Here is a 23,974-nt window from a genome sequence, read left to right as displayed (position 1 = left end):
CTAACAACTCCGGGGCGGGGATTGGCGTGGCGTATTCAACCACTTCAGCCCGATGCCCGGAACTGTATTAAGGCGTTCAGGTCTTTTTAGCGCAATGCCATACTCGCCCCCCACCCAAGAAACGTCTGACAGCCGGGCTGGCATTGTCCCGACTCAGCAACAACACTTGAACACACGATTTATCAGAGGACTCCCCCATGCTTTGGAAAAAAGGTCGACGTAGCGATAATGTCGAAGACGTACGCGATCAAGGCACCGGTGGTGGTGGCGGGATGCGGTTTGGCGGCGGCAAAGGTCTGAGTTTGATGGCCGTGGTGGTGATTGTTGGCATCGGTTTGTTGACCGGGCAGGACCCCATGCAGATCCTCGGACAGTTAAGCGGCCAGCTCACCGAACAGTCTTCGCCTCAGGTCACCCAGCCAGCCGGTCGCGCACCGGCGGCCAATGACGAGCAGGCCGATTTTGTACGGGCGATTCTGGGTGACACAGAGGACACCTGGCGCCAAGTGTTTCAGCAAGCCGGACGCAGCTATAAAGACCCGACCCTGGTGCTGTTTCGCGGCCAGATCAATTCGGCCTGCGGCTTTGCAACAGCTGCCAGCGGGCCGTTTTATTGCCCGGCCGACCAAAAGGTCTATCTGGATATGAGTTTCTTCCAGGAAATGGCCCAACGCTTCAAGGCTGCTGGCGATTTTGCCCAGGCTTATGTGATCGCTCACGAAGTTGGCCATCATGTGCAGACCTTGCTGGGTGTGTCGTCGAAAATGCAGATGGCCCGTCAACAAGGCAAGCGTATGGAAGGCGATGGTGGCTTGCTGGTGCGCCAGGAGCTGCAGGCCGACTGTCTGGCCGGGGTGTGGGCCAACCTTGCGCAAAAACGTCACAATTGGCTGGAAGCAGGCGATATAGAATCGGCCTTGAACGCCGCCAATGCCATTGGCGATGATCGCTTGCAGCAGCAAAGCCAGGGCCGTGTGATGCCGGACTCTTTTACCCACGGCACATCGGCACAACGGGTGAAGTGGTTCAAGACCGGTTTTGCCCAAGGCAATATCAACCAGTGCGATACCTTCTCGGCAGCGAGGCTTTAAATGGGAATACGCTCTATCGCTTCATTAATAGGCCTGATGCTGGCCTGCTCTGTGGTTCAAGCAGCCGAGCACGGAGTTAAAGAACTCAGCCCCGAACATCTCAAGATCGGCCCCGGCGAGTTGAGTGTCGGGGTGAGTCAGGACTGGAAACAGCCACTGCCTCAGGTGCAACGCGCACTGATCGTGATTCATGGTCGTCTGCGCAACGCCCAGACATATTTACACAGCGCCGAGCAAGCCGCGACGCAGGCCGGGCAGCTGTCCACAACCCTGGTCATTGCACCGCAGTTTCTCAATGAAAGCGATGGCTCGCGCCATACCTTGCCCGACAATGTGCTGCGCTGGCATGCCAATGACTGGATGGCCGGTGCCCCTGCTGTGAGCCCACAGGCACTGAGTTCCTACGCGGCACTGGATCAGATCCTTGAGCGTCTTGATGACCGCAAGCGCTTCCCGGCCTTGCGCGAGGTGGTGATTGCCGGGCACTCCGGCGGCGCCCAAGTGGTGCAGCGCTATGCCCTGACCGCCCAGGCCGACAAGGCCTTGCAGGCAGACGGGATCAAGGTGCGCTATGTAGTGGCCAACCCGTCTTCTTATGCCTACTTCAATGCACAGCGACCGATTCCGACCTTTGATGCTGCAAACTGCCCGGGCTTCAATACCTGGAAATACGGGCTCAAGGATCTGCCAGCCTACGCAGATGGGCAAAAACACCGACAGTTGGAACAGGCCTATATAGAGCGCGACATTACCTATCTGCTAGGCGCCAAGGACATCGACCCCAACCACCCGGCGCTTGATAAAGGCTGCGAAGCCGAGGCCCAGGGGGCGTTCAGGCTGGTAAGGGGCAAGAACTACTTTGAGTATTTGACCCAGCGCCATCCACAAGGGCTCAATCAACGGTTGATTGAAGTGCCCGGGGTGGGGCACAACGGCGATCAGATGTTTACCTCGCCTGAAGGTCAGAAGGCGTTGTTTGGCGAGTAAGAGCACCCTGTGTAGCAGCTGCCGAAGGAACGAGGCTGCGTTCGATTGCAAAGCGATCGTGAAGTCTGAGTGCACGGTTTAACTGACTCACCGCGCTGCCTGGATTTACGACGGCTTCGCCGTCGAACGCAGCCTCGTTCCTTCGGCAGCTGCTACGCGTATTTCGTTAACCGAGCAACCGGCGCAGCGCGTAGCAGTCTTTGGCATGCCAGTCGGTCAGTTCCGGCCACGGGTTTTCAGGAACATTGACCAGTACGGTTTTGCTGCCTGCCGCGCGACCACACGCCAGGTCAAAGTAGTAATCCCCCACCATTACCATGTGCGCCGCTGCTACATCCCATGCCCGCGCCAGTTGCAGCAGGCCGTCCGGGTCGGGTTTGTGCGCCGCGTTGTCCCGGCCCAGTACATCCTCGGGCGCAAAGCATTCGCCCAGGCCAATGGCCTTGAGGGTGATATGCGCCAGCTCCTGGGCATTTCGGGTCAGTATCCCCAGACGACAGCCACGAGCCGCCAGGTCGCGCACCAGCTCAACCGCGCCCGGCGCGGCGGTGGAGGCCTGTGCCAGCTCGCGTTCATGCTCCAGCAGCCAGGCGTGTTTGGCCGCCGCCACCTCGGTGGGCAGGCCGTTGAGATGAGTGAGGATATCGGCATCCGCCGGGATCTCCAGCTCACGGCGGATCAGGGCAAAGTCATGCACGGCAACAGTCAGGGTGCCGTCCATGTCGAAAACCCAGTGTTTGACGTCCTTGAGTGTCATGCCCAGTCCTTGCGATGGCGGATCAACCCTTCCTGCGTGACCGAAGCCACCAGTTGGCCAGCGCGGTTGTAGACACTGCCACGGGAGAATCCACGGGAATTGCCCGCCCATGGACTGTCCATGGCGTAGAGCAACCAGTCATCGGCACGCAGGTCGGCATGGAACCACAGTGCGTGATCAAGGCTGGCGACCTGCATATCGTTTTGCCATACCCCTTTGCCATGGGGCAGCAAGGACGTGGTCAACAAGCCGAAGTCCGAGGCGTAGGCCAGCAGGTACTTATGCAGCGCCGGGGTATCGGGCAAGGTGCCGTCGGCGCGAAACCACACGTACTTGATCGGATCAGTAACCTTGGGGTTGAACGGGTCTTCTCCTACCACCGGGCGGAACTCGATAGGCTTGGCGCACAGCAGTTTTTCCCGCATCGACTCGGGGATCAGGTGCGCACGCAGGCGCATCATGTCCAGTTCCGAGGGCAGATTCTCAGGGCCCACAACGTCGGGCATAGTCGTCTGATGTTCAAAACCGCCTTCGTCGTACTGAAACGAGGCGCTGCTGGTAAAAATCGGCTGGCCCTTCTGGATCGCGGTCACCCGGCGCGTGCTGAAGCTGCCGCCGTCCCGCACGCGATCAACCTGATACACCACGGGCAAACCGGCATCACCAGGGCGCAGGAAATAGCCGTGCATGGAATGCACGTGGCGGGCGTCTTCAACCGTCTGGCTCATGGCCGACAGCGATTGACCGAGCACCTGACCACCGAACAACTGGCGAAAGCCCAAGTCCTGACTGCTGCCGCGAAAGAGGTTCTCTTCGATCGGTTCCAGGGTCAGCAAATTGACCAGATCATCCAACACTTGGCTCATTCAGATTCTCCTCACACAGAGCATTACCGTCGTAATCTTCGTTACGCAGGTCAAAATTTTCGGCTTGCGCCGCTAAACACACCGCCTAGCCGTGCAGGGTTTCCAGCCACTGTGCCCGCGTGATCCGGTACAGCACATGGGGCCTGAGCGGGTCGCCTGCGGGCAGCAAGGGGTGTTCAAAATCACCGTCGACATCGTGCTGCATGCCAATCGCCTGCATGACTTTTTGCGAGGGCAGGTTCAGCTCGCTGGTAAACGACACCACCTGGTCCAGGGCCAGGCGATCAAAGGCGCAGCGCAACGCGGCCCAGGCCGCCTCACTGGCGTAACCCAGGCCCCAGTGTTCGGGAGCCAGACGCCAGGCGATTTCTACGGCAGGGGTAAACGGCGCCTCGAACGACACATTCATCAGCCCGGTAAAGCCGATAAAGGCGCCGGTGTCCTTGCGCTCCAATGCCCATACCCCGTAGCCATATTCGGCAAAGTGACCACGAACCCGGCCAATCAGCGCGGCGCTTTCAAGGCGGCTCAGGGGCGCCGGAAAATAGCGCATCACCTGAGGGTCGGCGCACATGGCAGCGAACTCGGGCAAGTCTGTGTCACGCCAGGGGCGCAAGTGCAAACGGGCACTTTCGAGCTCTTTGATCTGCTCCATCCGTCCTCTCCGATTTGTTACCGGGCTTTACATATGATGAGAGTGTACAGCGCTGGTAATATCCAGCGCTCGTTACGACGCGAAAATCCCTATGCCAGTGCCGCTGATTTACCACGATGACTACAGCCCGCAGTTTCCAGCGGAGCATCGTTTTCCTATGGATAAGTTCCGCCTGTTACGCGATCACCTGGTCGACTCCGGGCTGACCCTTGATGCAGAGCTGCTGCGTCCCGAATTATGCCCTGTGGATATCCTCGCCCTGGCCCATGACCGCAGCTATATCGAGCGCTATATGGCAGGCGAGCTGGCCCGCGAAGATCAACGCCGCCTGGGCCTGCCCTGGAGCGAGGCACTGGCGCGACGTACCGTTCGCGCCGTGGGCGGATCTCTGCTGGCCGCCGAGCAGGCGCTTGAACACGGCCTGGCCTGCCATCTGGCGGGCGGCACTCATCACGCGCACTACGATCACCCGGCGGGTTTTTGCATCTTCAACGATCTGGCGATCATCAGCCGCTATATGCTGGAAAGCGGCCGGGTAAACCGCGTACTGATTTTTGACTGCGATGTGCATCAGGGCGACGGTACTGCGCGAATTCTTGAACATACGCCGGATGCCATTACCGTTTCCCTGCACTGCGAAAAAAACTTTCCGGCACGCAAGGCGCAAAGCGACTGGGACATCGGCCTGCCTATGGGTATGGGCGATGCTGAATATTTGCAAGTGGTGGACGAGGCGCTCAATTACCTGCTGCCGTTGTATCAACCGGATCTGGTGCTGTATGACGCCGGGGTCGATGTGCATAAAGACGACGCCCTGGGCTATTTGAAGCTCACCGATGAAGGTGTGGCGGCCCGTGACGAGAGCGTGATGCGCCACTGCCTGGGTCGCGACATACCGGTGGTCGGGGTGATTGGCGGCGGATACAGCAAGGATCGCAAGGCCCTGGCGCGCCGCCACGGGATATTGCATCACAGTGCACAGAAGGTCTGGCTGTCATCAGGTTGTCACTGAGGTGTGATTTTACCCACAATGCCTGTGGAACTGCCTGTGGATAACCTGAGTGAAAGCGCCTGCAGGGCACAGAGAACATGGCCTCCAGAGGGCTGTATGTTTTTCGTACAGCCATCGCTATCTCTGTAGCAGCTGCCGAGGGACGAAGGCTGCTGCTACAGGGGATCTGCTCCGCCCAGTCAGGTAGAATGCCCGGCCTATTTCGCCGATTTGCAGCCCTGCCATGACTGAACCCTCCACACTCCCTTCCCGTCACGTCGCCATTATTGGCGGTGGCCCCGCCGGTTTGATGGCCGCCGAAGTGTTGAGTCAGGCTGGGATGAAGGTCGATCTCTACGATGGCATGCCGTCGGTGGGCCGCAAGTTTCTGCTGGCCGGGGTCGGCGGCATGAATATCACCCATTCCGAAGCCTACCCGGCTTTCCTGTCGCGCTACGCCGAACGCGCACCGCAGATGGCACCGTTGCTGCGCGCCTTCGATGCCGATGCGTTGTGCCAGTGGATTCATGAGTTGGGGATCGAAACCTTTGTCGGCAGTTCCGGCCGGGTGTTCCCCACCGATATGAAAGCCGCGCCGCTGCTGCGCGCATGGCTCAAGCGCCTGCGCGAGTCCGGTGTAGTTATCCACACCCGCCACCGCTGGCTGGGTTGGCAGGCCGATGGCCAGTTGCTGGTGGACAGTCCCGAAGGCCAAAAGCAGCTCAACCCCGACGCGGTGCTACTGGCCCTGGGCGGTGGCAGTTGGGCGCGACTGGGCTCGGACGGTGCCTGGTTGCCCTTGCTGGCTGAGCGCGGCGTTGACCTGGCCCCCTTGCAGCCGAGCAATTGCGGGTTTGATGTGGCGGGCTGGAGCGAGGTGCTGCGCAGCAAGTTCGCCGGCGCCCCGCTGAAAAACATCGCCATTGCCCTGGAACACAGCACGCCGCGCCTGGGCGAATGCGTGATTACCGCCACAGGCATTGAAGGCAGCTTGATTTACGCCTGGTCGACGCCGATTCGTGAAGCGATCAATCAACAGGGTGAAGCGACGATCCTGATCGACCTGCTGCCGGGCAAGCCTGTGGATAAAATCCAGGTAGCCTTGGCCAAACCCCGCGGCTCACGCTCGATGAGCAAGCATTTGCACAGCCAGCTGGGGATTGATGGGGTAAAAGCGGCGCTGTTGCGCGAGCTGGCGCCTGCAGAATGCTTCAATGACCCGGCGCAACTGGCTCAGGCCATCAAGGCGCTACCGTTGAAGCTGATAAAAGCCCGCCCCTTGGACGAAGCCATCAGCAGCGCCGGTGGCGTGCGGTTCGAGGCTGTGGATGAAAATCTGATGCTCAGGCAATTACCCGGCGTGTTTTGTGCAGGCGAGATGCTGGATTGGGAAGCACCCACCGGCGGCTACTTGCTCACGGGCTGTTTTGCCAGTGGTCGTGCCGCAGGGTTAGGGGTATTAAGCTGGTTGAAGGCTAAACGTTGACCGTCCCTGTGGGAGCGAGCCTGCTCGCGAAGGCCGTTCGCGAGCAGGCTCGCTCCCACAGTTGGAGTTTTTAGCCTCGACCGGGCTTACGGCTTGCGCTTGCGCGGGCCGGTGTTGAATACAGGCACTTTGCGCACCGGCTTTACCGATGGCTCGGCAGGTGCTGCTTCGCCGCTATCCACCCATTTGCCCAGATTGCGCTTGCCGCCACCGCCCGAGGTTTTCGGTTTTTTCGGCTTCTTCGGCTTTTTGATCACCTGCCCCGAAGCATCAGTTTCAGGCACTCGGTGCTCAGGCTCGAAATCCTGCTCTTCGTGGCGTGGCAACGTCTGACGGGTCAACATCTCGATCGCCGACAGCATGTTTACTTCATCAGCACAGACCAGGGAAATGGCCTCGCCTTTCTGACCGGCACGACCGGTACGGCCAATGCGATGGATGTAGTCTTCGGCCACGATGGGCAGGTCGAAGTTGACCACCAGCGGCAGGTCTTCGATGTCCAGGCCACGGGCAGCCACATCGGTAGCCACAAGAATCTGCACTTCGCTGGCCTTGAAGCGGTCCAGCGCCCGTTGGCGCGTGGCCTGTGGCTTGTCGCCATGAATACCGTCAGCGTTGATCCCCAGACCTTGCAGCTTGCCTACCAATTCATCGACACCGTTGCGGGTCTTGGCGAACACCAGGACCTGCTTCCAGTGCTGGGTGCGCAACAAGTGCAAAAACAGCTCGGCCTTGCGCTTTTTGTCGACCGGGATGACCCACTGCTTGACGCTGCTGGCCGCCACGTTGCGCGGGCTGACTTCGATGCTCAGCGGGTTGTCGAGCATCTGCTCGGCCAACAGGCGGATCGCGTCAGAAAAGGTCGCCGAGAACAGCAGGGTCTGACGCTTTTTCGGCAAGGCGCGGTAGATATCACGCAGCTCTTCGGAGAAGCCCAGGTCGAGCATGCGGTCAGCTTCGTCGAGGATCAGGGTTTGCAGCTGGTTGAACTTGATCGCTTTCTGGCGATAGAGGTCCAGCAGACGGCCCGGTGTGGCCACCAGTACATCAACGCCTTTGCGCATTTTCATCATTTGCGGGTTGATGCTGACACCGCCGTACACCGCGTAGGTGCTCAACGGCAGGTGTTCGGCGTACTGGCGGATGCTTTCGTGAACCTGTTCGGCCAGTTCGCGGGTCGGCACCAGCACCAGTGCACGCACCGAGTTGCTGGCCACTTTCGGGCCTTCCATGGTCAGCGACTGCAGCAACGGTAAAGCGAAACCGCCAGTTTTGCCGGTACCGGTCTGGGCCGCAGCCATCAGGTCGCGACCAGCCAGTACTGCGGGAATCGCTTGGGCCTGAACCGGGGTTGGGGTCTTGTAGCCGAGCGTCTCAAGGGCGCGCAGCAGGGGTTCGATCAGGCCAAGGGTGGCGAATGTCATGGGGATACCGTCGAAAAAGGTCAGCGCGTGGGTGCATAAGTTGCAATGGCGCGCAGTTTACCCTAATTCAGGCCGGTTTCTGCTTGCGCCACTGTGGCAAACCGATCAACACCACCGCACTGATGATGACCGCCATGGCCAGGCACTCCTCAAAACCGATGCTCTCGCCGGCAAAGGCAATCCCCAGCATGACCGCCACCGCCGGATTGACGTAGGCATAGCTGGTGGCCGCCGCCGGACGCACATTCTTAAGCAGGTACATATAGGCGCTGAAGGCGATGATCGAGCCGAAGAACACCAGATACAGCAGCGCACCCCAGCCTGCAGCGGTGGGCATTTGAGTCATGCGCTCGCCACTGAGCAGGCTGCCCGCCAGCAATACGGCACCGGCGGTGAGCATTTCAGCAGCGCTGGCCATTGGCCCGGCTGGCAGTGGCAAGTGGCGGCTCCACACCGAACCAAAGGCCCAGGCCGCGGCGGCAAAGATCACCATCGCCGCGCCCATAGGACTGGCCTGCAGGTTGGAGCCCAGGTTGAGCATGCCGATGCCGATCAGCCCCAGGACAATCCCGGCCCATTCCAGGCGGGTGTTGCGGTTGCCCCAGAAGTAACCAAACAGCAGGGTGAACAGGGGCACGGTGGCTACGGCCAGGGCGGCGACGCCGGAAGCTACGCCCGAGTGTTCGGCCAGGGTCACACCGCCGTTGCCGCACGCCAGCAACAGAAAGCCGATCATGGCTGCCGAACGCCATTGCACGGCAGTGGGTGCGGGGGCACCGCGCCAGCGCATAAAGCCATACATCAGGCTGCCCGCAATCAGGAAGCGCACGCCAGCCATCATCAACGGGGGCCAGGACTCAATACCGATGCGGATAGCCAGATAAGTCGAGCCCCAAATGATGTACAAGGCAAAAAAAGCACCGATCAGTTGTAGCGGAAAACGACGTGCGGCAGGCATGAAGGCAGCTCAAGGGCAGAGGCAGGGGACTGGAGAGTTTAGACAGGGCGCCGGGAAATAATAAGTAACAGAACGCACCAAAAGGGGCCGTACACTTTTCGATGGAGATCAAATAGCCCTCTCCCAAAGGGAGAGGGTCGCTTTTAAAACCCGCGATACCGCTTGAGATGCTCATTGATCTTCGCCGCCGGGACTTTCTGCAAGCTGCACAACAGGTCGTGGTTCAATTCACGTAACCCGTGCTTCTGGCGCAGTTGCTCAGCCAGGTGAGCCGTCAAGTTGGCCGCCATTTCCGCATCGGCCATGGCCCGGTGAGCTTTGCCGGTGTGGGGCAAGTCGGCAAAGGTGGTCAGCGTGCCCAGCTTGTGGTTAGGCGCCGCAGGCATCAGGCGACGCGCCAGCAACAATGAACAGGCGAAGTTCTGTAAACGGGTGCGCTTGATGCGGCCCATTTCAAAATCCCAGAACTTTTGGTCAAACGCAGCATTGTGCGCCAGCAACGGGGTAATGCCGACGAACTCGTTGACCTCGTTCATCACCTGCTCAGCCGACGGCGCGGTGCGCAACATGGCGTTGCTGATGCCGGTCAACTGCTCGATAAACCCAGGCACCCGCACACCGGCATTCATCAGGCTTTGATAACGCTCGACAATGCGACCGCGCTCAAGAATCACCACGGCAATTTCAGTGGCCCGGCAGGTGCTGCTCGGGGAGATGCCGGTGGTCTCAAAGTCAATTACCGCGATGCGTTCCAAACCTGGTCAATCCTGTAAAAAATAAGGGTTACTTAAGCAGCAAATTGCCTTCAATCGGCACATAGCGGCTGGCAGCGCGAATCAATGAGTTGGCCGTCAGACCGGGCACACCGTAGGCCACGGTTTCAACCCCATGCTTGCTGGCAATACGCTCCAGGAGCAGGTCGAAATCACCGTCACCCGAGGCCAGTACCACTTCGTCGACATTGGCTGCCGAGTCCATGATATCGATGGTAATGCCCACATCCCAGTCGCCCTTGGCCGAGCCATCGCTGCGCTGGATATAGGGTTTGAGTTTTACGATAAAACCGAGGTTGCGCAGGATCTGCTGAAACTGCTGCTGCTTGCTGTCACCCCGGTCAATCGCATAGGCATAGGCTTCGACAATTTCACCGCGCTTGCTGATATCAGCCCACAGGGCGGCGTAATTGAAATGGCAGCCATAGGCCTGGCGAACCGTGTAATAAAGGTTCTGCACATCCGCGAAGACCGCAATTTTTTTCACCGGCAAACCTCATGGCGCCCGGGCAGCGGGCACGCAACTGAAAAACAAGGCTGCAGTATGCCAGCCTGCCGGGGGTTTGCGCGGATAAACCGCCCGGCGTGCAATAAGGCACCGGGCGATGAAGTCAAACGTAGGAGTCGTCGTCAGAAAAGAAGCCGTCATCGTCCAGGCCGACGTCTTCAATTCCCGAGCCGCTATTGGCGTATTGCTGGTTGCCGCTGCCCCAGCCAGCGTCGCTGACAGAACCTGGTTGTTCGATGATCTCCTCGACAATCTGCGGCTGCTGATTGTGGTGGAACAGGCTACTGATGCCTTGCGCCAGCATCACGCCGCCCGCCACACCCGCTGCCGTTTTCAGGGCTCCGCCCAAAAAGCCGCTGCCCAATGCTGGGGCCGGCGCCGCTGCTGCTGGTTGAGGGGCCACGACAGGAGCCGCTGCCGGGCCATCACGCCAGCCCCCGGTGCCCGACGTTGGGCCGGGCGTGGGGGCCGATACCCGATCGCCACCGCCAAAAAGTCCCGACAGAAAGCTCCCCCCAGATGGCGCAGGTGCCGCAGCAGCCTTCGCCTGAGCCAGTTCTGCCTGCAATTGCTTGTTCTGCTGGTCGAGTTGCTTGAGCGCAGCCTCTTGCACCAGCAGCGCCTGAGCCATGTAGTACGTTGCCGCAGGCTGACGCGCCAGATGTTCATTGATCCGCGCCTGGGCCTGGGCATCGCGCGGGGCTGATCCTGCCTCGGCCTGCTGCAACCGTGTAAACAACCCGTCAATCAGGCTTTGCTCTTCGCTGTTCATGACAACCTCTTTCGATTGCAGATAGAAACCTGCCCCTTGCATTACGCAGAAGCTCAAACGCGTTATTGGGGCACTACAACCCGTTTCAACAGCATCAGGCCTGCGTGAACTTTTGTTCATCTTGGCGTCTCATCGGTTAAAGTGACGCACCGCTCTTGACTGCTGACAACTGCCAATGAATCCGCTGACTGTTCTTCGCGACTCCCTGTACTTCTTCCAGCGCAATCTGAGCCAAATCGTAACGCTGTGCCTGCCGCTGGTCATCCTTGAAGCTGTGCTGCAGCACATTGTCGACAACGCCGCAGGCCCGGATGCATCGCCCGGTTATGGCCTGGTTGTCGGGCTGCTGCTGTACCCTCTGTACACCGCCGCCCTGATCCTGTTTCTCGATGCCCGCAGCCAGGGCGAAAGCCCGCGCAACCGCGACCTGCTGGCCTCGGCGGTTAATCTTTGGCCCAAGTTCGCCCTGCTCTCGGCAATCAGCACGCTGCTGATCGTGCTGGGGCTTTCGATGTTTTTTATTCCGGGCATTTTCCTGACCGTGGTACTGGCCTTCTCCGAGTACCGACTGGTATTGCGTGGTGATGCTCCGCTGGCGGCCATGAAGTCGAGCTTCACCCTGACCCGCGGGCATTTCTGGCGGATTTTCGTTTGCATACTGGCCGTACTGGGCCCTCTGATGTTGCTCAAGGAATTCAGTTACACCCTGTTTTCCAAAGACGACAACACACTGCTATCGCTGGCACTCGATAGCGCCAACAGCTTCTTGCAGTTGTTTGTTTCCGTCGTACTGTTTCGTTTATTTATGTTGATCAGCGAAAAGTCAGAACTATAAAAACAGAAATTTCCTACACAAAGAACCTTGGAAGGCCGCACTGCCGTCGGGTATGTTCGAGCCTTCCCTGTAACGTTATTAAGTCGAGCTCATGTCACGTTTATTACGCCGCACCGCATCAGGTTTGCTGCTGATCTCAGCGCTGCTGGCATGTCTGGTTTATAGCGTTACATGGCGGCCCGGTGCCCGCGAGGTGCTGCCCCTGACGTGCCCCGGCACCGCCCCGGTGCTGGTACCAGGCCAGGCGCTCAAGGTAATGACGTGGAACATCCAGTACCTGGCCGGCAAGCGCTATGTATTCTGGTACAACCTGGCTGACGGCAGCGGCCCTGACACCCGCCCCACCCGGGAAGACATGGCCTTCAGCCTTGATGAGGTAGCGCGGGTCATACGTGACGAACGCCCGGATCTCGTGCTGTTGCAGGAAGTCGATGACAACGCCAAGGCCAGCGATTACCAGAACCAGCTGGCCCTGCTGCAAGAACGCCTGATCGACCTCTACCCCTGCAGCACCCAGGCCTTTACCTGGAAGGCCGACTTTGTGCCCGACTGGCATATTTTCGGCAGTGTCGGACGCTCTCTGGTCACCCTCAGCCGCTTCCAGATCGAACACGCAGAACGTCTGCAATTGCCCCTGGCCGATACCAACTTTCTCAGCCGTCAGTTCCAGCCCAGGCCTGCGCTGCTGGTCAACTACCTGCCGCTCAATGATGGCGGGCAACTGGCAGCAATCAATACACAACTGGATGCGCCCTCCGCCAACAACAGCAACCTGCGCCTGCAAATGCAGACTGTCGCCGAACTGGCCGACAAGCTGGAAGGCCAGGGCACGCCGTGGTTGATCGGCGGGGACTTCAACCTGCTGCCCATCGGCCAGTACTTGCGCCTGCCCGAGCCATTGCGCCAGGGCTACTCGCAAGACAGCGAGTTGCACCTGCTCTGGGAAAAGTACCCGATGATCCCCAGCAACCCTGAAGCTACCGGCATCGACCGCGAACTGTGGCTGACCCACTTTCCCAATCTCCCCGACGCGGACGAGCCCGACCGTACGCTCGACTACCTCTTCCACAGCCCCAAGCTGCAGCGCATCGAAGGCTATGTGCGCCAGGAAGACACCCAGACCATCTCCGACCACCTGCCGGTGCTGGCCCGATTGCTGCTGCCTGCAGACTGACCCTGTGGGAGCTAGCCTGCTCGCGAATACAGTCTTCGCGAGCAGGCTAGCTCCCACAGTTGAAACCCAATCAGACGGTTCCCTCCCTCGCTCAGTTTCGCCGCGCCGATTATTTTTGCCTGAAGTCGTACGATGACGTATAACTACTGGAAATCGATGCCTGTCCACGTGTGGAGAAATTTGATGACTGGTTCAAAGCGTTTCGACAATTACATCGGTGGCGAGTGGGTAACAGCCACTGAATACAGCACCAATATCAACCCCTCCGACCTGAGCGATGTGATTGGCGAATATGCCAAGGCTGACGTCGCCCAGGTCCAGACTGCCATTGATGCGGCACGGGCTGCGTTCCCTGCCTGGTCGACCTCCGGCATCCAGGCGCGCAGCGATGCGCTGGACAAGGTCGGCAGCGAAATCCTCGCCCGCAAGCAAGAACTGGGCACCCTGCTGGCTCGCGAAGAAGGCAAGACCCTGCCCGAAGCCATCGGTGAAGTGAGCCGTGCCGGCAATATCTTCAAGTTTTTCGCCGGTGAATGCCTGCGCCTGTCGGGTGATTACCTGCCCTCGGTACGCCCGGGCGTGCATGTAGAAGTCACCCGTGAAGCCCTGGGCGTGGTTGGCCTGATCACGCCATGGAACTTCCCCATCGCCATCCCCGCCTGGAAGATCGCCCCGGCCCTGGCCTATGGCAACTGTGTAGTGTTCAAGCCGGCCGATCTGGTACCGGGTTGCGCCTGGGCACTGGCCGAGATCATTGCTCGCGCAGGCTTCCCGGCAGGCGTGTTCAACCTGGTGATGGGCAGCGGCCGCGTGGTCGGCGACGCTATCGTCAACAGCTCGAAAGTGGACGGTATAAGCTTTACCGGCTCGGTGAGCGTCGGTCGCCAGATCGCCATCAGCTGTGTGTCGCGCCAGGCCAAGGTGCAGCTGGAAATGGGCGGTAAAAACCCACAGGTCATCCTCGACGATGCCGACCTCAAGCAAGCGGTCGAACTGGCGGTGCAGAGTGCGTTTTACTCCACCGGCCAGCGTTGCACCGCCTCCAGCCGCCTGATTGTTACCGCGGGCATCCACGACAAATTCGTCGAGGCGATGGCCGAGCGCATGCGTTCGATCAAGGTCGGGCATGCCTTGCAGGCCGGGATTGATATCGGCCCGGTGGTGTCCCGAGCGCAGCTCGACCAGGATTTGGGTTACATCGACATCGCCCGCAACGAAGGCGCCCGCCTGGTTGCCGGAGGCAGCCTGGTGACCTGCGATACCGAGGGTTATTTCCTGGCCCCGGCCTTGTTTGCCGACAGCACGGCCGACATGCGCATCAGCCGCGAAGAAGTGTTCGGCCCGGTGGCCAATATCATCAAGGTTGCAGACTACGAAGCCGCCCTGGCGATGGCCAATGACACCGAGTTTGGCTTGTCGGCGGGTATTGCCACGACCTCGCTCAAATATGCCAATCACTTCAAGCGTCATTCCCAGGCAGGGATGGTGATGGTCAACCTGCCCACGGCGGGGGTGGATTACCACGTGCCGTTTGGCGGGCGCAAAGGCTCGTCCTATGGCTCGCGCGAGCAGGGCCGCTATGCGCAAGAATTCTACACCGTGGTCAAGACCAGCTATATCGGGTCGTGAAGCTTTACTCACCGCGTTGATGCCATCGCGAGCAAGCCCGCTCCCACAAGAACTGCGCAATTTTTGTGGGAGCGGGCTTGCTCGCGATGCGTACGCCCGGTCGCTACGGCTTCCGCGGCTTGATCCGCGCCGTGGCTTCGGCCACCAGCGGATCATCGGGCCAGTAATGCTTGGGGTAGCGCCCCTTCAAATCTTTTTTCACCTCGGCATAGGTACTTCGCCAGAAGTTGGCCAGATCCTGGGTTACTTGCACCGGACGCCTTGCCGGAGAAAGCAGGTGCAACTTGACCACCTGGCGCCCGCCCGCAATACGCGGGGTGTCCGCCAGCCCAAACAACTCTTGCAGGCGCACCGCCAGAATCGGCGGGTGTTCGCTGTAGTCCAGCCGCACCGAAGACCCTGAAGGCACCTTGATATGGTGGGGCGCCAGTTCGTCCAGGCGCTGGGGCAGCGGCCATTTGAGCATGTTATGCACAATGCTCGACAGGTCGAGGCTGGCAAAGTGACTGAGCCGCGACACACGCCCCAGATACGGCCCCAACCAGTCTTCAAGCCCGGCCAGCAAGGCGGCATCGCTGACGTCGGGCCATTCACTGTGCCCCTGGATCTGCAGGTCCAGTTGACGCAACAACGCTACCCGCGCCTGCCACTGGCGCAGCTCGGGCGTCCACGGCAACAGCTCCAGCCCCTTGCGTCGCACCAGATTGATCAGCGCTTGCGTACGGGCCGCTTCGTCGAGCCCGGTCAATGGCTCGCGACTGAGGACCAGCTCGCCGACCTTGCGCTGGCGCTCGGCACGCAGCACACCCTCGCGCTCATCCCAGTCCAGTTGATCGACAACGCTGACCTGCTCGCTCAAAACACCCTCGAGCAAGGCAGGATCAAACTCGGCCGCCAGATAAATGCGTTCTTCACGTTGCCCCTGACGGCTGCCCAAATCGGCGATGACCAGCCAGGGCTGTTTCATCAGGCCATCCACTTCGCTGAACAACGCCGCACGGCCATTGGCCAGACGATATTCCGCCCCACCGGGTTTACGCTGTTGGGCGACCCGATCGGGGTAGGCCAGCGCCAGCAAGGCACCCAGCCAGCGCGGGTGGTCGGGGTCGGCGACCGGCTGCCTGGCCTTGCCACGCAAGTACCCGCGATACTGCCGGGCCAGTTGTTTGGCCCGCTGCACACCGCCCTGCCCGCCCCGTGCGGCGCGGCTTTCGCCTGACAGCAGGGCCAGCCGGCTATGCAGGTCCGCTCCGACGCCGCGCAGGATATCGCGCTCCCCCAACAACGCCGCGATATCACAGGCCATGTCGGCCAGCCCAAGGTCCTGACCGCGCAGCAATAGATGGGCAATCCGCGGATGTGCAGGCAGTTCAGCCATCGCTTCGCCGTGGGGGGTGAGTTTTGCTCCGTGCAAGGCACCCAGCCGATCGAGCAATTGTCGGGCCTGTGCATAACTGGCCGAGGGCGGCATATCGAGCCAGATCAGTTGCTCGGGAGTGACACCCCAGCGTGCCAGTTGCAGCGCCAACCCGGCCAGATCAGCCTGCAGGATCTCCGCACTGCCATAGGCCGCCAACTGCGCGTGCTGGTCCTCGGACCACAGCCGATAACACACACCCGGTTCCAGACGCCCGGCGCGGCCGGCACGCTGGGTGGCACTGGCGCGGGAAATGCGCTGGGTATCAAGGCGGGTCATGCCGCTGCCCGGGTCAAACCGCGGAACACGCGCCAGCCCGGCATCGATCACCACGCGCACGCCGTCGATAGTCAGGCTGGTCTCGGCAATATTGGTGGCCAGCACCACCTTGCGCAGGCCTTTTGGCGCAGGCTCGATGGCCGCACGCTGGGCCGTCAGATCCAGTTCTCCATGCAAAGGGCACAGCAGAATATCGCTGCGCGAACCCAGCGCGTCGGCCAGTTGCTGATTGACCCGACGAATCTCCGCCTGCCCGGGCAGGAACACCAGCAGGCTGCCGCTTTCATCGTTGATGGCATCAAGTACGGTCTGCACCACTCGCGGCTCGATAAATTCACCGGGCACAAACGGCCGCCCCCAGCGCATCGCCACCGGGTACATGCGGCCCTCACTGCGCAAGATCGGCGCATCGTCGAGAATGCTCGCCAGTCGTTCGCCCTCAAGAGTGGCGGACATCAGCAGAATTTTCAGCGGCTGTTCATCCCGAAACAGCTCACGCCCATTGAGGCTCAAGGCCAACGCCAGATCGGCATCCAGACTACGCTCGCTGAGTTTGCTGATTTGACACATTGTCAAATACTTAAAATCCGCTACATTTTAAGGATAAAGTCAGCCTTCAAGGGTAAATAAAACCGTGACAATCATCAAAAGCAAAGGCTACGTCACCCACTACCCGCTGCAGGCCATTGATGAAGAGCTGGCATACAAGCTGCTGATGTCACCGACCACACTTGATAGAGACAATAGGAATGCTCTGCAGCTTTTCGACTGTCACTGCCACTGCTTGGGCGAGTACCTCAGCCTGACAAACCTTGATGCTGAAAAACTCACGTGGCTGGTCGAAAGCTTTCTTGGAAGCCTTCACGTTGGCGACATAGCTGTGCTTGAAGAGTACATAGTTCGTCAACGATCAATTGCTGTTACTGAGATGATTTCTGGTCTGGTCGACCTTGTTCCCGGCTTGCAGCCAGTGATCTGGTCTCGTGCCCGGTTGCCTTACTTTGAACAGACATGGCAAGAGAGCAAGCACAAGCTAGACCCGGAGATCGTCTCCTTCTGGAGTGGGTGGAAGGTCAAGGGCAAGAAAGGAAAATCGGTTTATCTCAAGCTAGTTGCGATGTATCACTCGCACGGCCCTGAGTTCACCAAAGCTTTCCATGAAGCGATCAGACGCGACTCTTTGAAGCGCGCCAAAGTGTCGAGCGCGATGGTCAATAAGCTCGCCAAATACATATCTGAGCAAAGCTTTCGTTTCCCTCCGGCAGCGTTCCAGTCACCGGAGATGATGGAAGACTTTTTCGAGCACTATTTCTGGCACTACCAGAACATTGAATACGAGCGCAACGAAGACCCAGAACTCAATGCTCGAACTTTCAGAACTATGCGAAACCTGATCATAAGATGCTTCCTCAAAACCGATGTTTGGTCGGCTGACGAAGACGCAATAGTTCTGCCTGCAGGGAAGAGTAAGGCAGGCTCCGAGTTCAACATCAAGAAGAACAAGCATGGCATTGAGATCAAAGACAAACTTCTGACAGAAGTACCCGTGCATGTCACGGACATCCAGGCAATCGACCTCCTTTATGGAGAGATTACCAGTGATCTGTCGTGCATCGAAAAATGGGGACTATCAGAGGCGTTGGCAATTCGCAAAGCGCAACGAATTCGAGTCAGAGAAGCTGGGAACGGCATGCTTCTGGAGCGTGTTGTCCGCAACCCCCAAAATCGCCTTAACTTCGAAAAGCTAGGCTTCGCAAATATTTGTCGCACCTTCGAAGACGAAGGCATGTGTACAACGAATGATTCGCGTCGTCGTTACGGAATAAGGCTTCCGGCGCTAGCACTAAAACTCGGCCTACCCACAACCTACAGTATGCTTCCGTTTCAGTGCTTACTCACCCTATATCACTCGGAAATTACTACTACCTTCATGGACGACTTGGTGATTTGGGACGGCCCCAAAAGGGTTTCGTTCTTGAAGACTGACAAAGGGTATGAACTTATTGGATTCAAGGATAGGCGCGGGAGCAAGAACTCCGAACAAAAAATATTGCTGCATCCCAAGGCAGCTGCGCTCGTTCGTATGGTGGAGGAGATCACGGAACCACTCCGTCAATACCTTAAAAAGCAAGGCGATCCGACTTGGCAAAAACTATTTCTAACATGCGGAACAAGCTTTAACTATCCGAGAACTGCTAACAGCAACGTTCTGAATCGAACGGCAGTCGAACAGAATGCAATGATGCGACAATTTTTCATTGAGCGGTTGTCTCCCCACACCGCGAAAAGAGGCGACGAATTGGTGGACTTTATCAAGAAGCTCTCGATTACTAGGGTTCGCTCTCAGTCAGCTGTAGCGGATTACATTCAAAATCATAGCCTGCCAAGACTTGCCAGAAAGCTCGGTCACGCCTTCATGAACAGAGACCTGCTGGACTCCTACCTACCCACCGCTATCTACGACTTCTTCGCGACCAGATATGTGCGCATATTCCAGAAGGGAATCATCTGTGAGGCCATGAAAGACAGTGAATATTTGCTTCGTGCTTCTAACTTTGACGATTTCGACCAACTGCACGAGTTTTTGAGCCGGTACACTCTCAAGGAGGTTCCGGAGAACCTCAAAACTAGGGAAGAAAATCGCTTAGCCAATGGTGAGATTGTAGAGGTGGGTGTCTCCGTGTCTGCTGAAAGCATGACCGCGCTGATGTCCATCAGAGAAGCCATCAATCTCAGTAGGACGCCACACACTGTTCGAGGGTTGGCCAAATACTGGGCTGCGGTTTGCGACACGGTCGAGAAATACATCCTCAAAAGTCGCGACAAGCTACTGCAAGCGCATCTGGATATCGCCGTCAAAAATTGCAACCCTAGCGCCTACGAGAGCATGATCCATGCAGTATCCTGAACATCTCGCCCATTTCGCTAGCCTGTTCAAGAAACGTGACATATCACACTTCATGTCGGCCCCGTGGCTTGTCTCAAGTTTCAGGGATCCTTTGTGGAAATATAATTTTGGTTTCAAGAACGACCAAGAGCTGGATTGGCGTGTTCACCTGTATAACGGCTCGTTATTAACGGATCCGCAGCACGTCAAATTACTCAACTCGTTGCAATGCTGGCTGATAGCAGCGACTCAAAATTCAGCTGGGCCGGGCTTCACCAATAGCTGGGCCTCACAGGCGGCATCTTTTCGACGAACGCTCACGCTCATTGACCATATCCTTCAAGGCGCCGAAGCCTTGGAGCTGGTCGAGCATGGCCTGAGCGCACTTACCTATGACGTGATGTGTGACATCATCGAGCAGGTCGGGACTAGTAGCTACGTCGCTGTGAGTACCTACGATTGGAACAATCGTCTCGCGAACTACTGCATTTCGCTTCTGGAGGAAACTAGCCCAGCGGCAATTGATAAATGCCTGGAGGATTACCCTTCCATCTCCGACATAACACCTCTTCAGCTCGAAGAGAACGTGCTTGATATCCCTCTGGAGCTGATCCCGCGTATAAGAGCCGCGCTTTATATCAACAAGATGTACCACACCCATCCAAATGGTGGAGTGAACGTCAACTCAGTATGGGTCAGTGCACAACTATACAACGATACTTTGGCTGGAAAAAGGCGACTCAAGCCCCTGCATAGCATATTAGGTTTCATTTGGCGTAATGATCGCTTTATTCGTGAGGTCGATGGCGCCCCGGTCACCAACGGCAACCCAGACCGCATGACCAAACGAGACTTGGTCTTGTACCGCACCGCCTTTACCATCTTACAAAAGATCTCTGCCCTAGATTTTCCACTCCCTACCCCAGAAGATCTTAGAGAGATTGCAACCTATAAAGTAACAGGGGCGGCGATGGGCCGTTTTAAAAATGTCCCAACCCCAATCATTTTCAAGGCGATCAAAGATGGCATTGAGTTCCACTTTGAATACGGCCCGCAGCTTCTTGAAAGCTATGTGAACATCGCCAAATATTCCGTGAAACACAAGGTCAACATCACAGGCATCCCAGACACAACTATCCTCTCGCTACTCGAACCCTCCATCGCTAAACTTGGCGTCCAGTACCTAGGAATTTCAACTCGCTCCAACGGAAGGGATCCTGGTACTGAACTAAAAGAAAGCAAGGAACTGTATTTCAGCAAGCTACGGGGCAATGTAGGGCTACTGGAACTCATCGCGGTCTATTACGGATCTATCCAGTTGTTGGTAGGAGCAACGATGGCGAAACGGGGTTGTGAACTACGCGGCCTCGATCCTGCCAACTGTCTCAGCGCGGACAAAAAGTGGCTGATCGCCCCTATCGCCAAGTCTAGTCGGGGTCTAAAAGGTCGCAGGGCTCGAAACGCCCGCCCCATTGATCCCCTAGCGGCGGAAATGGTTCAGACGCTCATTGACTTCCAGACAGAGCTGATCAGCATCGGCTTCATCGATCAGCACCTTCCCTTGTTTTCGTCCCCAGGCATCATAGGCACAAGTTCTTTGACGCCTTGCGACGTTTACCTCTACTACAAAAATATTGATCTGTTTTGTGATTACTTTGAGGTCGAGCGCGACAGTTTGGGGCGTCGCTACTACATCCGCCAACACCAACTGAGGCGGTTCTTTGCCTTAATCTTCCTCCATTGTGGGTACGGGGCAAACGTAGGCATCCTGCAGTGGATGTTCGGGCACACTGACCCGGCGCACATCTGGAATTACATTACGGAGGAGCTGCCAGGCAAGGAGCTTCAAAACACCTTGTCGCAAGCCCTCAGCGAGCGTATCGCCTCTGGCGGCGCCACGTACTATACTGATGTGGTTGATCTGATTGAGGCTAAATTCGGCACCCGAAACGTGTCATTAATGGATGCAGAACAGCTCGCAGAATACTTTGACTTTCTTATGGAAAGCGGCCAAATGACCATGGAGCCAGTTTTCCTGGAGAGTGATAACGGTTTACGGGTTGACATACTTGTTGTTGTGAGGAAACAAGATGAAATGGGATGAGGGAAAAACCATTCAAGCCGCCTCGATTGAGAACACGAGAAAGTTATTACTAGCGATAATCGCGACGCCTTACAAGTACCTCAAAAATGCCGTTATAAGGGACTCCCTTATTAGCCAGGCATCTCTGGCGAAGCTCGCTTTGGAAACGATCGTTGAGGGAGAGACGCTACATATATCACCCATAAGTTTAAACACATTTAAGCAAAGAAGCGAAGAGCGAATACCGGGTGGATTCCTTGCAATAGATCGCCTACGTAAAAATGCTGCGTCGGTTATCAACAAGGAAGAAAAAAAAACACCCACGAAAAACAATAGAACTAGAGAGGCGATACTGGCGCAATTGGCGGAGCTTAATCTCAGCCTTGATGTACAGAAGCGCTCAAACTTGATACTCCTGCAAACCTTATCGGATGTCCGCAGTAAGCTGGATGGCGTAGTCAGCGCACAAGATGAAGTTACGCGCAAGATTCGCGCTGCGGAAATATTAAAGCGTATCACTGCAATAACCAGTCTAAACCCTGAAATGTATCAAATCCCGCCTATACAGAAGGCATCGGTCGTATCTATCACGGCCAAGGGTAAGAAAAATGAATGAAGAATTTCTGGTGGAAACGCTAGATCATGTAGATCTGTTCCAGAGATTTTCCGGAGGTAAGACGCGCAAGCATGCCTTCTACAAATTCCCATACATAAAGTGGCCAAATAACGAGCCATGCCATATCGCCAATCTCTATTTGCTAAAACTATCCAAGAAGCATGAGCAAATTTCTGCTGATGGCCGAAGGCAGGACAGCAAGGGTGGAACGATAGGCCAGTACGCGAGCAACATTAGCCAGCTGATAAGACGCTGCTGGCATTACAGGGTCGACCCTTATCACATAACCGACAAGTTTTTTGAAGATTTCATCATTGAGCTAATTGAAGAGCCCAACCCTAGAAAACCTGATAAACCAAAAAGAGCAGACAGAACCACCATCAACATAGGTAGAGAGTGCTTAAAGTTCCTAGCTTGGATTGGCGAGTTTTATGGCGACCTCAACTTCGCATCACCAAAAGGCACCATCAAGTTAACCACCGAAGAAGTAATTCGCACCTTCAACAATCAACACAAAGTAACAACTACCATCTCGCACCACTCTTTCCCCCTACCTTTCCGCGAGCACACACGAAGCCCAATTTCTGAGCATAACATTGACAAGATGGTGCAGGCGGTAAATGATAGCGGCAAGTCCGAGTTCCTCAAAGCGCGACACGTTGCACTGCTCACACTTCTTCAGCATACAGGCGCTCGGCGATCGGAAATCGCATCCCTGACAACATCGTCACTGCGTGATGCCCTGCTGATGAAGTATCCAATGCTAAAGCTGGTAACGCTTAAGCGCGGCGAAGCATTTGTCCGTGAAGTTCCGGTGAATGCGATTGCATTGAATGAGGTCAAAAAATACTTAGCCGCAAGACAGAAGTTGATCAAAGCATACCCAGAAAACCAAAACGACTACTTGCTCATATCTGAAACAACAGCAAAACCGATCGCACCTGAGACTATAACGTCGATAGTCTCGAAGATCAGAGAATCGGCTGGAATTGAAGAGCAAGCATGCGCGCATATGTTCCGCCATGCCTTTATCACGAACTTGTTCAGATTGCTCGTCGAACGACACAAGTATGAAAGCAAGGATGAGTTCCAAGCAGCACTTATCAGCGACAAGGAGTTCTTACGCAAAGTTAGGGAGTGGACAGGCCACAAGAGCATTGAGTCTCTCAGAGACTATCTAACAAAGGTATTCGAAGGAGATAAGAGCATAGGTGATGCGGCTGAAAGCGTGCACAAGACTAATACGTTAACGCTTTATCAGAAGAACTCCGATGCTCTTTACAACGAATTCAAGCTCAAAAAAATAACTCCAGATGAGTTTATGCGACGGAGTGACGAGTTGATGGCGCTGCGGGATCTGGAGCTTTCTAGGTATGACGGCCAGCTTAAGTCTCTTTAACGCCTGGCGGTGATGACGACCGTCCACTGCTACACGCAGGACAGTGACCCCCGTAGTGCCCCCCATCTGGGTACATAACGGGTAAAAGGAACTTAATGTTCCGTATCGGGGGCATTACGCCATACGCTTCGGGCTTCCATTCTCAAGCCTCTGGCCCATCGTGGGCCGGCGCGCTCCGCTTGCGCTTTTGGCCACAAGTTGCAGGATGGTATCGGGAACAATTATGTCGAGGTGCTCATCGGTTGCGCCAACTGATAATCCCTGTACTGTCCACACGGATGCCGCTCTACCTAAAGTGCATTGCCACCTATGAGTTTTTATTAGGGTGTGCGATAAATGCGGCACAGCGCCTGGGCACTATATCGATAGCAATTGCAATCACCCGTC

The 23,974-nt window shown here is 57.1% G+C and carries 19 protein-coding genes and 1 pseudogene; 11 read left to right on the top strand and 9 right to left on the bottom strand.

Annotated elements, in window-relative coordinates; all coding sequences use genetic code 11:
- Positions 1–197 precede the first annotated feature (197 nt).
- Together ypfJ and PPTH39_RS07615 are read left to right on the top strand one after the other, a co-directional pair.
- Positions 198–1,091 carry a KPN_02809 family neutral zinc metallopeptidase gene (gene ypfJ, locus PPTH39_RS07620; RefSeq protein ID WP_094999390.1) on the top strand — a complete coding sequence of 298 codons (894 nt, stop codon included), beginning with the start codon at positions 198–200 and terminating at the stop codon, positions 1,089–1,091.
- Positions 1,092–2,078, top strand: a complete 987-nt coding sequence (locus PPTH39_RS07615; RefSeq protein ID WP_130871830.1) for an alpha/beta fold hydrolase — start codon at positions 1,092–1,094, stop codon at positions 2,076–2,078.
- A gap of 166 nt (positions 2,079–2,244) precedes the next feature.
- Here the strand turns inward: PPTH39_RS07615 and PPTH39_RS07610 are convergent, their stop codons facing one another.
- The 3 genes from PPTH39_RS07610 to PPTH39_RS07600 all read right to left on the bottom strand — a co-directional run bounded on the left by PPTH39_RS07610 (position 2,245) and on the right by PPTH39_RS07600 (position 4,356).
- Positions 2,245–2,835, bottom strand: a complete 591-nt coding sequence (locus PPTH39_RS07610; protein ID WP_130871829.1) for an HAD family hydrolase — start codon at positions 2,833–2,835, stop codon at positions 2,245–2,247.
- On the bottom strand, positions 2,832–3,701 hold the full coding sequence (gene tesB, locus PPTH39_RS07605; protein WP_094999393.1) for an acyl-CoA thioesterase II: 870 nt from the start codon (positions 3,699–3,701) through the stop codon (positions 2,832–2,834). Before tesB ends, PPTH39_RS07610 begins: the two co-directional genes overlap by 4 nt.
- Before the next feature lie 85 nt (positions 3,702–3,786).
- Positions 3,787–4,356, bottom strand: a complete 570-nt coding sequence (locus tag PPTH39_RS07600; protein ID WP_095031771.1) for a GNAT family N-acetyltransferase — start codon at positions 4,354–4,356, stop codon at positions 3,787–3,789.
- A gap of 91 nt (positions 4,357–4,447) precedes the next feature.
- Between PPTH39_RS07600 and PPTH39_RS07595 the strand changes: the two genes are divergently transcribed.
- Positions 4,448–5,368 carry a histone deacetylase family protein gene (locus PPTH39_RS07595; protein ID WP_095018406.1) on the top strand — a complete coding sequence of 307 codons (921 nt, stop codon included), beginning with the start codon at positions 4,448–4,450 and terminating at the stop codon, positions 5,366–5,368.
- Between the two features lie 223 nt (positions 5,369–5,591).
- The gene (locus tag PPTH39_RS07590; protein ID WP_130871828.1) at positions 5,592–6,833 is read left to right on the top strand and encodes a TIGR03862 family flavoprotein; all 1,242 of its coding nucleotides are present in this window, start codon (positions 5,592–5,594) and stop codon (positions 6,831–6,833) included.
- A gap of 86 nt (positions 6,834–6,919) precedes the next feature.
- On the opposite strand, the gene PPTH39_RS07585 is transcribed toward PPTH39_RS07590, so the two are convergent.
- The 5 genes from PPTH39_RS07585 to PPTH39_RS07565 form a co-directional block, all read right to left on the bottom strand.
- Positions 6,920–8,257, bottom strand: a complete 1,338-nt coding sequence (locus PPTH39_RS07585; RefSeq protein WP_094999397.1) for a DEAD/DEAH box helicase — start codon at positions 8,255–8,257, stop codon at positions 6,920–6,922.
- Positions 8,258–8,324: 67 nt separating this feature from the next.
- Positions 8,325–9,215: a drug/metabolite exporter YedA gene (gene yedA, locus PPTH39_RS07580; RefSeq protein WP_094999398.1), complete on the bottom strand. Its 891-nt coding sequence runs from the start codon at positions 9,213–9,215 to the stop codon at positions 8,325–8,327.
- Between the two features lie 143 nt (positions 9,216–9,358).
- Complete coding sequence (locus PPTH39_RS07575) at positions 9,359–9,970, bottom strand: 3'-5' exonuclease (RefSeq protein WP_095018408.1); 612 nt, start codon at positions 9,968–9,970, stop codon at positions 9,359–9,361.
- A gap of 28 nt (positions 9,971–9,998) precedes the next feature.
- Positions 9,999–10,475, bottom strand: coding sequence for an NYN domain-containing protein (locus tag PPTH39_RS07570; RefSeq protein ID WP_094999400.1), 477 nt, complete (start codon positions 10,473–10,475; stop codon positions 9,999–10,001).
- A gap of 124 nt (positions 10,476–10,599) precedes the next feature.
- The gene (locus tag PPTH39_RS07565) at positions 10,600–11,268 is read right to left on the bottom strand and encodes a DUF2076 domain-containing protein (RefSeq protein WP_094999401.1); all 669 of its coding nucleotides are present in this window, start codon (positions 11,266–11,268) and stop codon (positions 10,600–10,602) included.
- 175 nt (positions 11,269–11,443) lie between these two features.
- On the opposite strand from PPTH39_RS07565, the gene PPTH39_RS07560 reads away from it, so the two are divergent.
- The 3 genes from PPTH39_RS07560 to PPTH39_RS07550 all read left to right on the top strand — a co-directional run bounded on the left by PPTH39_RS07560 (position 11,444) and on the right by PPTH39_RS07550 (position 14,906).
- Positions 11,444–12,103 (top strand): YciC family protein, encoded by a 660-nt coding sequence (locus tag PPTH39_RS07560; protein WP_094999402.1) that lies wholly within the window; start codon positions 11,444–11,446, stop codon positions 12,101–12,103.
- 91 nt (positions 12,104–12,194) lie between these two features.
- Positions 12,195–13,277: an endonuclease/exonuclease/phosphatase family protein gene (locus PPTH39_RS07555; RefSeq protein ID WP_095018410.1), complete on the top strand. Its 1,083-nt coding sequence runs from the start codon at positions 12,195–12,197 to the stop codon at positions 13,275–13,277.
- Positions 13,278–13,460: 183 nt separating this feature from the next.
- Positions 13,461–14,906 carry an aldehyde dehydrogenase family protein gene (locus PPTH39_RS07550; RefSeq protein WP_130871827.1) on the top strand — a complete coding sequence of 482 codons (1,446 nt, stop codon included), beginning with the start codon at positions 13,461–13,463 and terminating at the stop codon, positions 14,904–14,906.
- A 103-nt stretch (positions 14,907–15,009) separates the two neighbouring features.
- On the opposite strand, the pseudogene hrpB reads toward PPTH39_RS07550, so the two are convergent.
- A pseudogene (gene hrpB / locus PPTH39_RS07545) lies at positions 15,010–17,148 on the bottom strand (ATP-dependent helicase HrpB); the annotation flags it as partial.
- Positions 17,149–17,236: 88 nt separating this feature from the next.
- Between hrpB and PPTH39_RS07540 the strand changes: the two are divergent.
- From PPTH39_RS07540 to PPTH39_RS07525, 4 genes are read left to right on the top strand one after another with little or no spacing between them, the layout of a single operon-like run.
- On the top strand, positions 17,237–19,510 hold the full coding sequence (locus PPTH39_RS07540) for a hypothetical protein (RefSeq protein ID WP_086795811.1): 2,274 nt from the start codon (positions 17,237–17,239) through the stop codon (positions 19,508–19,510).
- Positions 19,497–21,593: a site-specific recombinase gene (locus PPTH39_RS07535; RefSeq protein ID WP_086795810.1), complete on the top strand. Its 2,097-nt coding sequence runs from the start codon at positions 19,497–19,499 to the stop codon at positions 21,591–21,593. Before PPTH39_RS07540 ends, PPTH39_RS07535 begins: the two co-directional genes overlap by 14 nt.
- On the top strand, positions 21,580–22,188 hold the full coding sequence (locus tag PPTH39_RS07530; protein WP_086795809.1) for a hypothetical protein: 609 nt from the start codon (positions 21,580–21,582) through the stop codon (positions 22,186–22,188). The genes PPTH39_RS07535 and PPTH39_RS07530 overlap by 14 nt, the downstream gene beginning before the upstream one ends.
- On the top strand, positions 22,181–23,587 hold the full coding sequence (locus PPTH39_RS07525; RefSeq protein WP_086795808.1) for a tyrosine-type recombinase/integrase: 1,407 nt from the start codon (positions 22,181–22,183) through the stop codon (positions 23,585–23,587). Before PPTH39_RS07530 ends, PPTH39_RS07525 begins: the two co-directional genes overlap by 8 nt.
- Positions 23,588–23,974 lie beyond the last annotated feature (387 nt).

This window comes from Pseudomonas bubulae, from assembly GCF_900618535.1.
GTDB lineage: Bacteria > Pseudomonadota > Gammaproteobacteria > Pseudomonadales > Pseudomonadaceae > Aquipseudomonas > Aquipseudomonas bubulae.
Note: the sequence above shows the minus strand (reverse complement) of the source record. Positions and strands in the feature narration are given on the sequence as shown.

Bases quoted from the DNA above. Each gene is read 5' to 3' on its own strand.
- ypfJ (WP_094999390.1), top strand. From the start codon at position 198: ATGCTTTGGAAAAAAGGTCGACGTAGCGATAATGTCGAAGACGTACGC.
- PPTH39_RS07615 (WP_130871830.1), top strand. From the start codon at position 1,092: ATGGGAATACGCTCTATCGCTTCATTAATAGGCCTGATGCTGGCCTGC.
- PPTH39_RS07610 (WP_130871829.1), bottom strand. From the start codon at position 2,835: ATGACACTCAAGGACGTCAAACACTGGGTTTTCGACATGGACGGCACC.
- tesB (WP_094999393.1), bottom strand. From the start codon at position 3,701: ATGAGCCAAGTGTTGGATGATCTGGTCAATTTGCTGACCCTGGAACCG.
- PPTH39_RS07600 (WP_095031771.1), bottom strand. From the start codon at position 4,356: ATGGAGCAGATCAAAGAGCTCGAAAGTGCCCGTTTGCACTTGCGCCCC.
- PPTH39_RS07595 (WP_095018406.1), top strand. From the start codon at position 4,448: ATGCCAGTGCCGCTGATTTACCACGATGACTACAGCCCGCAGTTTCCA.
- PPTH39_RS07590 (WP_130871828.1), top strand. From the start codon at position 5,592: ATGACTGAACCCTCCACACTCCCTTCCCGTCACGTCGCCATTATTGGC.
- PPTH39_RS07585 (WP_094999397.1), bottom strand. From the start codon at position 8,257: ATGACATTCGCCACCCTTGGCCTGATCGAACCCCTGCTGCGCGCCCTT.
- yedA (WP_094999398.1), bottom strand. From the start codon at position 9,215: ATGCCTGCCGCACGTCGTTTTCCGCTACAACTGATCGGTGCTTTTTTT.
- PPTH39_RS07565 (WP_094999401.1), bottom strand. From the start codon at position 11,268: ATGAACAGCGAAGAGCAAAGCCTGATTGACGGGTTGTTTACACGGTTG.
- PPTH39_RS07560 (WP_094999402.1), top strand. From the start codon at position 11,444: ATGAATCCGCTGACTGTTCTTCGCGACTCCCTGTACTTCTTCCAGCGC.
- PPTH39_RS07555 (WP_095018410.1), top strand. From the start codon at position 12,195: ATGTCACGTTTATTACGCCGCACCGCATCAGGTTTGCTGCTGATCTCA.
- PPTH39_RS07550 (WP_130871827.1), top strand. From the start codon at position 13,461: ATGACTGGTTCAAAGCGTTTCGACAATTACATCGGTGGCGAGTGGGTA.
- PPTH39_RS07535 (WP_086795810.1), top strand. From the start codon at position 19,497: ATGCAGTATCCTGAACATCTCGCCCATTTCGCTAGCCTGTTCAAGAAA.
- PPTH39_RS07530 (WP_086795809.1), top strand. From the start codon at position 21,580: ATGAAATGGGATGAGGGAAAAACCATTCAAGCCGCCTCGATTGAGAAC.
- PPTH39_RS07525 (WP_086795808.1), top strand. From the start codon at position 22,181: ATGAATGAAGAATTTCTGGTGGAAACGCTAGATCATGTAGATCTGTTC.